Source organism: Daeguia caeni (genome assembly GCF_042653845.1).
Taxonomy (GTDB): Bacteria; Pseudomonadota; Alphaproteobacteria; order Rhizobiales; family Rhizobiaceae; genus Brucella; species Brucella caeni.
This window is the reverse complement of record NZ_JBHSEL010000049.1, coordinates 63148-72118: the sequence shown is the minus strand read 5'-3', so window position 1 is coordinate 72118 and position 8971 is coordinate 63148. Positions and strand designations below refer to the sequence as shown.

The following is an 8971-nucleotide window of genomic DNA, read 5'->3' as shown; positions in this document are numbered from 1 at the left end:
CATGGAAGAGAAGCTGCGCTTCGCTATCCGTGAAGGTGGCCGCACCGTCGGCGCCGGTATCGTAGCATCGATCATCGAGTAATTAAGGTTTGTGCAGGGACGCTCGATCCGGGCTGATCGGCTGAGAGACTGAAAGCAGATTGGCCCACAGGGACTGGGCGTCCCGCGTAACAAGGAACAGATGAAATGAACGGTCAAAACATCCGCATTCGCCTCAAGGCGTTTGATCATCGGATCCTTGACGCTTCGACGCGGGAAATCGTGTCGACTGCCAAGCGTACCGGTGCAAATGTGCGCGGACCGATTCCGCTTCCGACGCGGATCGAGAAGTTCACGGTTAACCGGTCGCCGCACATCGACAAGAAGAGCCGCGAACAGTTCGAGATGCGCACGCACAAGCGTCTTCTCGATATCGTTGACCCGACTCCGCAGACTGTTGACGCGCTCATGAAGCTCGACCTGTCTGCAGGTGTCGATGTCGAGATCAAGCTTTAATCGGCTTGAGGACGGAAGGAACGAACCCGATGCGTTCAGGTGTTATCGCACAGAAGCTGGGCATGACCCGCGTCTATAACGACGCTGGCGAGCATGTGCCGGTGACGGTTCTCCGCATGGAGAACTGCCACGTGGTTGCTCAGCGTACAATTGAAAAGAACGGTTACACGGCTGTTCAGCTTGGCGTAGGCAAGGCCAAGGTAAAGAACACGTCTAAGGCTCTGCGCGGTCATTTCGCGAAGGCTGAAGTCGAGCCTAAGGCCAAGCTTGCGGAATTCCGCGTTTCCCCGGAAAACCTCCTTGAGGTTGGCGCAGAACTCACCGCCGAACATTTCGTCCCGGGCCAGAAGGTCGATGTGACGGGTACGACGATCGGTAAGGGTTTTGCCGGTGTTATGAAGCGTCATAACTTCGGCGGCCATCGCGCCTCCCATGGTAACTCCATTACCCACCGTGCGCACGGTTCGACCGGTCAGCGCCAGGATCCGGGTAAGGTTTTCAAGGGCAAGAAGATGGCTGGTCATATGGGGCAGACTCGTGTGACCACCCAGAATATCGAAGTTGTTTCGACGGACAGCGATCGCGGCCTTATCCTGGTCCGCGGTGCGGTTCCTGGCTCCAAGGGTGCCTGGATCCTCGTACGCGATTCCGTCAAGGTTTCGCTGCCTGAGAATGCACCGAAGCCAGCTGGCCTGCGCAAGAAGGCCGAAGCAGCTGTTGCTGAGGGAGCCGAATAATGGATCTCACGATTACCACTTTTGAAGGCAAGGATGCCGGCAAGGTTTCGCTGAACGAAGCCATCTTCGGTCTCGAACCGCGTGACGACATTCTTCAGCGTGTTGTACGCTGGCAGCTGGCACGCCGCCAGCAGGGCACGCACAAGGCACTGGATCGCGGTGAAGTCAGCCGTACCGGTTCCAAGATGTACAAGCAGAAGGGTACTGGTCGTGCCCGTCACTCGTCTGCTCGTGCACCTCAGTTCCGCGGCGGTGGCAAGGCTCATGGTCCGGTCGTACGTTCGCATGAACATGATCTGCCGAAGAAGGTTCGCGCTCTCGGCCTGCGTCATGCGCTTTCGGCCAAGGCCAAGGCGTCTGACCTGATCATCGTTGATGATCTGGCTGCTGCTGAAGCGAAAACCAAGCTGCTCTCGGCACAGTTCGCAAAGCTCGGTCTGGACAATGCACTGCTGATCGGCGGCGCAGAGATCGATGCGAACTTCAAGCGCGCAGCTTCGAACATCCCGAACATCGACGTTCTGCCAGTGCAGGGCATCAATGTTTACGACATTCTTCGTCGCGGTAAGCTTGTGCTTTCCAAGGCGGCTGTCGAGGCACTCGAGGAGCGTTTCAAATGACTGATCTCCGCCATTACGACGTGATCGTCAGCCCGGTCATCACCGAAAAGTCGACCCTTGTTTCAGAAAACAATCAGGTCGTCTTCAACGTGGCCCGCAAGGCTACCAAACCGGAAATCAAGGCTGCAGTCGAAGCGCTGTTCGGCGTCAAGGTTACCGCAGTCAATACTGCAGTGCGCAAAGGCAAGGTCAAGCGGTTCCGCGGCATTGTCGGGCGCCAGAGCGACGTCAAGAAAGCGTTCGTGACTTTGGCTGAAGGCCAGAGCATCGACGTTTCGACCGGTCTCTGAGAGGCCATGGAGTAAGAAACAATGGCACTCAAGCATTTTAATCCGACCACGCCAGGCCAGCGTCAGCTGGTCATCGTGGACCGCTCGGAACTCTACAAGGGCAAGCCGGTCAAGGCATTGACCGAAGGTCTGTCCAAGAAGGGTGGCCGTAACAACACAGGTCGTATTACCGTCCGCTTCCAGGGCGGCGGTCACAAGCGCACCTACCGTTTCATCGACTTCAAGCGCCGCAAGCTCGACGTCGTTGGTACTGTAGAACGTCTGGAATACGATCCGAACCGTACCGCATTCATCGCTCTGGTTCGTTACGAAGACGGCGAACTGGCCTACATCCTGGCTCCGCAGCGTCTTGCTGCTGGCGACAAGGTTGTTGCCGGTCACTCCGTTGACGTGAAGCCGGGCAATGCAATGCCGCTTTCGGCAATGCCGGTCGGTACGATTGTTCACAACGTTGAGCTGAAGCCAGGCAAGGGCGGTCAGATTGCCCGTTCGGCTGGCACCTATGCACAGCTCGTCGGTCGTGACCAGGGTATGGCGATCCTTCGTCTGAATTCTGGTGAACAGCGTCTGGTTCCAGGTGCATGCTTCGCTTCGGTTGGCGCAGTATCCAATCCTGACCATGCCAACATCAACGACGGTAAGGCCGGTCGTTCGGTCTGGCGCGGCAAGCGTCCGCACGTTCGTGGTGTTGCCATGAACCCGGTTGACCACCCGCACGGTGGTGGTGAAGGCCGCACCTCTGGTGGCCGTCATCCGGTTACCCCATGGGGTAAGCCGACCAAGGGCAAGAAGACGCGTTCGAACAAGTCGACTGACAAGTTCATCATGCGCTCGCGCCATCAGCGTAAGAAGTAAGAGAGGTAGTCTGAAGTGGCTCGTTCAGTTTGGAAAGGTCCGTTCGTCGACGGCTATCTTCTCAAGAAGGCTGAGAAGGTACGCGAGAGCGGTCGTAACGAGGTTATCAAGATGTGGAGCCGCCGCTCCACAATCTTGCCGCAGTTTGTCGGCCTTACCTTCGGTGTCTACAACGGCAACAAGCATGTGCCGGTTCTGGTCACTGAAGAAATGGTCGGACACAAGTTCGGTGAGTTCGCTCCAACCCGTACCTATTACGGTCATGGCGCGGATAAGAAGGCGAAGAGGAAGTAACGATGGGCAAGGCTAAGGCTCCACGCCAGCTTAAGGATAACGAGGCGAAAGCTGTCGCCCGTACGCTCCGCGTCAGCCCGCAGAAGCTTAACCTTGTAGCGGCAATGATCCGTGGCAAGAAGGTGAATGCGGCACTTGCCGATCTGACGTTCTCGCGCAAGCGGATCGCCGGTACGGTTAAGAAGACGCTCGAATCGGCAATTGCAAATGCTGAAAACAATCATGATCTCGACGTCGATTCGCTGATCGTCGCAGAAGCTTATGTCGGCAAGTCGATTGTCATGAAGCGCTTCCACGTCCGTGGCCGTGGCCGCGCGAGCCGTATCGAGAAGCCGTTTTCGCATCTCACCATTGTTGTCCGCGAAGTCGCGGAAAAAGGGGAGGCCGCATAATGGGTCAGAAGATTAATCCAGTCGGTCTTCGTCTCGGCATCAACCGCACCTGGGATTCGCGTTGGTACGCGAATACCGGCGAATACGGCAAGCTGCTGCATGAAGACGTCAAGATCCGCGCGTTCTTGACAGAAGAACTGAAGCAGGCAGCGATCTCGAAGATCGTTATTGAGCGTCCGCACAAGAAGTGCCGTGTCACGATCCACTCGGCTCGTCCAGGCATCATCATCGGCAAGAAGGGTGCAGACATCGAAAAGCTTCGCAAGAAGCTGTCTGAAATGACCAATGCCGATGCTTCGCTCAACATCGTTGAAGTTCGCAAGCCGGAAATCGACGCTACGCTGATCGCTCAGTCGATCGCTCAGCAGCTGGAACGCCGTGTGGCATTCCGTCGCGCCATGAAGCGTGCCGTTCAGTCCGCAATGCGTCTGGGCGCCGAAGGCATCCGTATCAATTGCTCGGGTCGTCTGGGTGGTGCGGAAATCGCACGCATGGAATGGTACCGTGAAGGTCGTGTTCCGTTGCACACGCTGCGCGCCGATATTGACTACGGAACTGCAGAAGCGAAGACCGCTTATGGTATCTGCGGCGTGAAGGTTTGGGTCTTCAAGGGCGAGATCCTTGAACATGATCCGATGGCCTCCGAGCGTCGTGCGGTCGAGGGTGACAATCAGGGTTCCTCGTCGAACCGCCGCCGCGAAAACGCTTGAAAAGCGGGCCGCGGGCGAGAAATTTGGAGTAGAGAACAATGATGCAGCCTAAGCGCACCAAGTTCCGCAAGCAGTTCAAGGGTCGTATTCACGGCAATGCGAAAGGCGGTACGGAACTGAATTTCGGTGCATTCGGTCTGAAGGCTCTTGAGCCGGAACGCGTCACCGCACGTCAGATCGAAGCGGCCCGTCGCGCGATCACCCGTCACATGAAACGTGCTGGCCGCGTGTGGATCCGTATCTTCCCGGATTTGCCGGTAACTTCGAAGCCTACCGAAGTCCGTATGGGTAAGGGTAAGGGCTCCGTAGACTACTGGGCATGCCGTGTTGCACCAGGTCGTATAATGTTTGAGCTTGACGGCGTACCCGAAGATGTGGCACGCGAAGCACTACGACTCGGCGCAGCAAAGTTGCCGATCAAAACGCGCTTCATCCAGCGCATTGCTGAATAAGAGAGGCAGCCATGAAAGCCGCAGACGTTCGGGCGAAGAGCCTCGATCAACTGAACGAAGAGCTGGCCAACCTGAAGAAGGAGCAGTTTAACCTGCGTTTTCAGAAGGCCACTGGTCAGCTTGAAAAAACCGCACGCGTAAAACAGGTTCGCCGTGATATTGCGCGTATCAAGACCATCGCCCGCCAGAAGGCGGCCGAAAGCAAGGCATAAGGAAGAAGAGCATGCCTAAACGCGTTCTGCAGGGCGTTGTCGTCAGCGACAAGAACGACAAGACTGTCGTGGTCAAGGTCGAGCGTCGCTATTCGCACCCGCTCCTCCAAAAGACCGTGCGTCAGTCGAAGAAGTACAAGGCGCATGACGAGAACAACCAGTTCAAGGTTGGAGACCAGGTTTTCATTCAGGAATCTGCTCCAATTTCGAAAGACAAACGCTGGATCGTTCTGACGAACGAAACGGCGGGCTAAATTACAAACACGCAGCTTAGGTAGGGCAGGAGCCCTTAACCAGCTGAAGGAAAAGAAGGCGGCCAGTCATGATTCAGATGCAAACAAACCTCGACGTGGCGGATAACTCCGGCGCACGTCGTGTCATGTGCATCAAGGTGCTGGGCGGTTCCAAGCGGCGTTATGCTTCCGTGGGCGACATCATTGTGGTGTCGGTCAAGGAAGCAATCCCGCGCGGCCGCGTCAAGAAGGGTGACGTGATGAAGGCAGTGGTCGTTCGGACCGCTAAGGATATCCGTCGTCCGGATGGCAGCGTAATTCGTTTTGATAATAACGCAGCCGTTCTCATCGATAACAAGAAAGAGCCAATTGGCACGCGTATCTTCGGACCGGTTCCGCGCGAACTGCGCGCAAAGAACCACATGAAGATCATCTCGCTGGCTCCGGAAGTTCTGTAAGGGAAGCAAGACGATGCAGAAGATTCGCAAAGGCGACAGCGTTGTCGTGCTGTCCGGTAAGGACAAGGGCCGTAAGGGTGAAGTCCTGAAGGTCATGCCGAAGGACGAGAAGGCTCTCGTTCGCGGAATTAACATTGTGAAGCGTCATCAGCGCCAGACCCAGACTCAGGAAGCCGGCATCATCGCCAAGGAAGCGCCGATTCATCTGTCCAACCTGGCTATTGTCGATCCGAAGGATGGTAAGCCGACCCGTGTTGGTTTCCGTATTGAAGACGGCAAGAAGGTTCGTGTCGCAAAACGTTCTGGAGCGCTGATCGATGGCTGAGGTTAAAGCACTTCCGCGCTTCAAGAAGCTGTACAACGAAAAGATTCGTAAGGCGCTTCTTGAAGAATTCAAATACGACAACGAGATGCAGATTCCTCGCATCACCAAAGTCGTGCTCAACATGGGCGTTGGCGAAGCTACGGGTGATTCCAAGAAGCCTGCGATTGCCGCAGAAGATCTTTCTTTGATCACCGGGCAGAAGGCTGTCGTGACCCGCGCTCGCAAATCGATCGCAACCTTCAAGTTGCGTGAAGGCATGCCAATCGGCGCGAAGGTTACCCTTCGCAAGGACCGCATGTACGAATTCCTTGATCGTCTGATCACGATCGCTCTTCCACGTGTCCGCGACTTCCGCGGTCTCAATCCGAAGAGCTTTGACGGCCATGGCAACTATGCCATGGGCATCAAGGAGCACATCGTGTTCCCGGAAATCAACTATGACAAGGTTGATCAGATCTGGGGCATGGACATCATCGTTTGCACGACCGCCAAGACGGATGATGAAGCCCGCGCACTGCTGCGTGGTTTCAACTTCCCATTCCGGCAGTAACGGCAAGCGTAGCGAGGTATATTAATATGGCCAAGACTAGCGCAGTCGAAAAAAATAAGCGCCGCGAAAAGTTGGTTAAGCGTCACGCTGCAAAGCGTGCACGCCTGAAGGCGATCGTCATGGATCAGAGCCTTCCGCTGGAGGAGCGTTTCCGCGCTACCATCCGGCTTGCCGAACTGCCGCGCAATTCTGCGAAGGTTCGTATCCGCAACCGTTGTGAGGTTTCGGGCCGTCCGCGCGGTTACTACCGTAAACTGAAGATGTCGCGCATTGCGCTGCGTCAGTTGGGTTCGCTGGGTCAGATTCCTGGCGTCGTCAAGTCGAGCTGGTAAGGAGTAGCCGATGTCTGTGTCAGATCCTCTCGGCGATATGCTGACCCGTATCCGCAACGCGGTAAGCCGCAAGAAGACCAAGGTTACGACGCCTGCTTCGAAGCTGCGTGCCCGCGTTCTTGATGTCCTTCAGGCAGAAGGTTACATCCGCGGTTATACACAGAGCGAATTCGAAAACGGCAAGGCCGAAATCGAAATCGAACTCAAGTATTACGAAGGTGTTCCGGTAATCCGTGAGATCACCCGCGTATCGAAGCCTGGTCGTCGCGTTTACGTGTCGGTCAAGTCGATTCCGCAGGTGGCGAACGGTCTTGGCATCTCGATCCTGTCCACGCCGAAGGGCGTCATGGCGGATCATGAAGCCCGTGAACAAAACGTTGGTGGTGAGTTGCTCTGCCGCGTCTTCTGATGCGGTTGGCAACGAACAGATAAAAGACAGGTATAAAAATGTCTCGTATCGGTAAAAAACCCGTGCCGGTCCCGGCAGGCGTGACCGCCAGTGTTGAAGGGCAGACCGTCAAGGCCAAGGGCGCGAAGGGTGAACTCTCCTTCACCGTGCACGATCAGGTTCTGGTCAAGATGGAAGACGGCGCGATCCGCGTCGACCCGCGCGACCAGACGAAGGAAGCTCGCTCCAAGTGGGGCATGTCCCGCACCATGATCGCCAATCTCTTTACTGGCGTGAAGGATGGCTTCGAAAAGAAGCTTGAAATCAATGGTGTTGGTTATCGTGCTGCCATGCAGGGCAAGAACCTTCAGCTTTCGCTCGGCTTCAGCCATGAAGTGATCTATGAAGTGCCTGCTGGCATTACGGTTTCCGTACCGAAGCCAACCGAAATCGTTGTTTCGGGCATTGACAAGCAGCAGGTCGGTCAGGTCGCGGCTGAAATCCGTGAATATCGGGGCCCGGAACCTTACAAGGGCAAGGGCGTTAAGTATGCGAACGAAAACATCGTTCGCAAAGAAGGCAAGAAGAAGTAAGGGACGCGCGTCATGGCATCGCCAAAAGAAATTTTGCAGCGTCGCGCTGCTCGTGTACGCCGTTCGGTCAAGGCTGCCGCAAATGGCCGCCCACGCCTCAGCGTTCACCGTTCTTCCAAGAACATCTACGCCCAGATCATCGACGACGTACGTGGCGTCACGCTTGCCGCCGCTTCGACACTCGATGGCGATCTGAAGGGCAAGCTCAAGACCGGAGCCGACAAGGCAGCTGCCGCTGCAGTCGGCAAGCTGGTTGCTGAGCGCGCTGTCAAGGCAGGCATCAAGGACGTGGTGTTTGACCGTGGTGCCTATATCTACCACGGCCGCGTGAAGGCTCTCGCCGAAGCTGCCCGCGAAGGCGGGCTGAGCTTCTAATAAGCAATTTGTGCTACCGGAAAAGAAAAAGGAAATCAGGATATGGCACAGAGAGAACGTAACCGCGAGGAACGCGGTCGTGAGGAGCGCGACAGCGAATTCGTCGATAAGCTCGTTCACATCAACCGCGTTGCCAAGGTTGTCAAAGGCGGCCGTCGTTTCGGTTTTGCTGCTCTTGTCGTCGTCGGCGATCAGAAGGGCCGCGTTGGCTTCGGTCATGGCAAGGCACGTGAAGTGCCGGAAGCCATCCGCAAGGCAACGGAAGCTGCAAAGCGTGATATGATCTTCGTTCCGCTGCGTTCGGGTCGTACGCTGCATCACGACGTTGAAGGCCGTCACGGCGCTGGCAAGGTTCTGCTTCGCTCAGCCCCTGCTGGTAAGGGTATCATCGCTGGTGGTCCGATGCGTGCAGTGTTTGAAACGCTCGGCGTCCAGGACGTTGTTGCCAAGTCGCTCGGTTCGTCGAACCCATACAACATGGTTCGTGCGACGTTCGATGCTCTGAAGCGTCAGATGCATCCGAAGGACATCGCAGCACAGCGCGGTATCAAGTACTCGACCCTTCAGGCTCGCCGCCATGATGTGGTCGGTTCGGAAGAATAGCCGATAGTTTGTGTTCGTCCGGCTTGAAAACACCGGATACGCCATAGACAAGGGATT

20 protein-coding genes are annotated in these 8971 nt (G+C 56.3%); all 20 read left to right on the top strand.

What is annotated here, in order from left to right; translation table 11 throughout:
* A partial coding sequence (locus ACFO1V_RS07045) for an EF-Tu C-terminal domain-related protein (protein WP_078340839.1) occupies window positions 1-82 on the top strand: 82 nt, incomplete at its 5' end.
* A gap of 104 nt (window positions 83-186) precedes the next feature.
* Entirely contained in the window at window positions 187-495 is a 309-nt protein-coding gene (gene rpsJ, locus ACFO1V_RS07040) for a 30S ribosomal protein S10 (protein WP_002964363.1), read from the top strand.
* 29 nt (window positions 496-524) lie between these two features.
* Window positions 525-1232, top strand: coding sequence for a 50S ribosomal protein L3 (gene rplC / locus ACFO1V_RS07035; protein WP_374830424.1), 708 nt, complete (start codon window positions 525-527; stop codon window positions 1230-1232).
* The gene (rplD, locus tag ACFO1V_RS07030; protein ID WP_374830422.1) at window positions 1232-1852 is read left to right on the top strand and encodes a 50S ribosomal protein L4; all 621 of its coding nucleotides are present in this window, start codon (window positions 1232-1234) and stop codon (window positions 1850-1852) included. The genes rplC and rplD overlap by 1 nt, the downstream gene beginning before the upstream one ends.
* Complete coding sequence (locus tag ACFO1V_RS07025; protein WP_374830421.1) at window positions 1849-2142, top strand: 50S ribosomal protein L23; 294 nt, start codon at window positions 1849-1851, stop codon at window positions 2140-2142. The genes rplD and ACFO1V_RS07025 overlap by 4 nt, the downstream gene beginning before the upstream one ends.
* A gap of 21 nt (window positions 2143-2163) precedes the next feature.
* Window positions 2164-2997 carry a 50S ribosomal protein L2 gene (gene rplB / locus ACFO1V_RS07020; protein ID WP_374830420.1) on the top strand — a complete coding sequence of 278 codons (834 nt, stop codon included), beginning with the start codon at window positions 2164-2166 and terminating at the stop codon, window positions 2995-2997.
* Window positions 2998-3012: 15 nt separating this feature from the next.
* The gene (gene rpsS / locus ACFO1V_RS07015; protein WP_374830419.1) at window positions 3013-3291 is read left to right on the top strand and encodes a 30S ribosomal protein S19; all 279 of its coding nucleotides are present in this window, start codon (window positions 3013-3015) and stop codon (window positions 3289-3291) included.
* A 2-nt stretch (window positions 3292-3293) separates the two neighbouring features.
* The gene (rplV, locus tag ACFO1V_RS07010; RefSeq protein ID WP_374830417.1) at window positions 3294-3683 is read left to right on the top strand and encodes a 50S ribosomal protein L22; all 390 of its coding nucleotides are present in this window, start codon (window positions 3294-3296) and stop codon (window positions 3681-3683) included.
* Complete coding sequence (gene rpsC / locus ACFO1V_RS07005) at window positions 3683-4393, top strand: 30S ribosomal protein S3 (RefSeq protein WP_374830415.1); 711 nt, start codon at window positions 3683-3685, stop codon at window positions 4391-4393. Before rplV ends, rpsC begins: the two co-directional genes overlap by 1 nt.
* A 38-nt stretch (window positions 4394-4431) precedes the next feature.
* Window positions 4432-4845, top strand: coding sequence for a 50S ribosomal protein L16 (gene rplP / locus ACFO1V_RS07000; RefSeq protein ID WP_374830413.1), 414 nt, complete (start codon window positions 4432-4434; stop codon window positions 4843-4845).
* Between the two features lie 11 nt (window positions 4846-4856).
* Window positions 4857-5057 carry a 50S ribosomal protein L29 gene (gene rpmC, locus ACFO1V_RS06995; RefSeq protein ID WP_374830411.1) on the top strand — a complete coding sequence of 67 codons (201 nt, stop codon included), beginning with the start codon at window positions 4857-4859 and terminating at the stop codon, window positions 5055-5057.
* 11 nt (window positions 5058-5068) lie between these two features.
* Window positions 5069-5311 carry a 30S ribosomal protein S17 gene (rpsQ, locus tag ACFO1V_RS06990; protein WP_374830409.1) on the top strand — a complete coding sequence of 81 codons (243 nt, stop codon included), beginning with the start codon at window positions 5069-5071 and terminating at the stop codon, window positions 5309-5311.
* Between the two features lie 68 nt (window positions 5312-5379).
* Complete coding sequence (gene rplN, locus ACFO1V_RS06985) at window positions 5380-5748, top strand: 50S ribosomal protein L14 (protein ID WP_374830407.1); 369 nt, start codon at window positions 5380-5382, stop codon at window positions 5746-5748.
* A 13-nt stretch (window positions 5749-5761) separates the two neighbouring features.
* Window positions 5762-6073, top strand: coding sequence for a 50S ribosomal protein L24 (gene rplX / locus ACFO1V_RS06980; protein WP_374830405.1), 312 nt, complete (start codon window positions 5762-5764; stop codon window positions 6071-6073).
* The gene (gene rplE, locus ACFO1V_RS06975; protein WP_374830403.1) at window positions 6066-6623 is read left to right on the top strand and encodes a 50S ribosomal protein L5; all 558 of its coding nucleotides are present in this window, start codon (window positions 6066-6068) and stop codon (window positions 6621-6623) included. The genes rplX and rplE overlap by 8 nt, the downstream gene beginning before the upstream one ends.
* Before the next feature lie 26 nt (window positions 6624-6649).
* Window positions 6650-6955 carry a 30S ribosomal protein S14 gene (gene rpsN / locus ACFO1V_RS06970; RefSeq protein WP_374830401.1) on the top strand — a complete coding sequence of 102 codons (306 nt, stop codon included), beginning with the start codon at window positions 6650-6652 and terminating at the stop codon, window positions 6953-6955.
* Window positions 6956-6965: 10 nt separating this feature from the next.
* Window positions 6966-7364: a 30S ribosomal protein S8 gene (gene rpsH / locus ACFO1V_RS06965; protein WP_374830399.1), complete on the top strand. Its 399-nt coding sequence runs from the start codon at window positions 6966-6968 to the stop codon at window positions 7362-7364.
* A 38-nt stretch (window positions 7365-7402) separates the two neighbouring features.
* Window positions 7403-7936, top strand: coding sequence for a 50S ribosomal protein L6 (rplF, locus tag ACFO1V_RS06960; RefSeq protein WP_374830397.1), 534 nt, complete (start codon window positions 7403-7405; stop codon window positions 7934-7936).
* Between the two features lie 12 nt (window positions 7937-7948).
* Window positions 7949-8311, top strand: coding sequence for a 50S ribosomal protein L18 (gene rplR / locus ACFO1V_RS06955; RefSeq protein WP_374830395.1), 363 nt, complete (start codon window positions 7949-7951; stop codon window positions 8309-8311).
* Between the two features lie 42 nt (window positions 8312-8353).
* A complete protein-coding gene (gene rpsE / locus ACFO1V_RS06950; protein ID WP_374830393.1) occupies window positions 8354-8914 on the top strand; it encodes a 30S ribosomal protein S5 in 561 nt (186 codons plus the stop codon).
* Window positions 8915-8971 lie beyond the last annotated feature (57 nt).

Coding starts and splice junctions, on each gene's coding strand:
- rpsJ (WP_002964363.1), top strand. CDS start 187: ATGAACGGTCAAAACATCCGCATTCGCCTCAAGGCGTTTGATCATCGG.
- rplC (WP_374830424.1), top strand. CDS start 525: ATGCGTTCAGGTGTTATCGCACAGAAGCTGGGCATGACCCGCGTCTAT.
- rplD (WP_374830422.1), top strand. CDS start 1,232: ATGGATCTCACGATTACCACTTTTGAAGGCAAGGATGCCGGCAAGGTT.
- ACFO1V_RS07025 (WP_374830421.1), top strand. CDS start 1,849: ATGACTGATCTCCGCCATTACGACGTGATCGTCAGCCCGGTCATCACC.
- rplB (WP_374830420.1), top strand. CDS start 2,164: ATGGCACTCAAGCATTTTAATCCGACCACGCCAGGCCAGCGTCAGCTG.
- rplV (WP_374830417.1), top strand. CDS start 3,294: ATGGGCAAGGCTAAGGCTCCACGCCAGCTTAAGGATAACGAGGCGAAA.
- rpsC (WP_374830415.1), top strand. CDS start 3,683: ATGGGTCAGAAGATTAATCCAGTCGGTCTTCGTCTCGGCATCAACCGC.
- rplP (WP_374830413.1), top strand. CDS start 4,432: ATGATGCAGCCTAAGCGCACCAAGTTCCGCAAGCAGTTCAAGGGTCGT.
- rpmC (WP_374830411.1), top strand. CDS start 4,857: ATGAAAGCCGCAGACGTTCGGGCGAAGAGCCTCGATCAACTGAACGAA.
- rpsQ (WP_374830409.1), top strand. CDS start 5,069: ATGCCTAAACGCGTTCTGCAGGGCGTTGTCGTCAGCGACAAGAACGAC.
- rplN (WP_374830407.1), top strand. CDS start 5,380: ATGATTCAGATGCAAACAAACCTCGACGTGGCGGATAACTCCGGCGCA.
- rplX (WP_374830405.1), top strand. CDS start 5,762: ATGCAGAAGATTCGCAAAGGCGACAGCGTTGTCGTGCTGTCCGGTAAG.
- rplE (WP_374830403.1), top strand. CDS start 6,066: ATGGCTGAGGTTAAAGCACTTCCGCGCTTCAAGAAGCTGTACAACGAA.
- rpsN (WP_374830401.1), top strand. CDS start 6,650: ATGGCCAAGACTAGCGCAGTCGAAAAAAATAAGCGCCGCGAAAAGTTG.
- rpsH (WP_374830399.1), top strand. CDS start 6,966: ATGTCTGTGTCAGATCCTCTCGGCGATATGCTGACCCGTATCCGCAAC.
- rplF (WP_374830397.1), top strand. CDS start 7,403: ATGTCTCGTATCGGTAAAAAACCCGTGCCGGTCCCGGCAGGCGTGACC.
- rplR (WP_374830395.1), top strand. CDS start 7,949: ATGGCATCGCCAAAAGAAATTTTGCAGCGTCGCGCTGCTCGTGTACGC.
- rpsE (WP_374830393.1), top strand. CDS start 8,354: ATGGCACAGAGAGAACGTAACCGCGAGGAACGCGGTCGTGAGGAGCGC.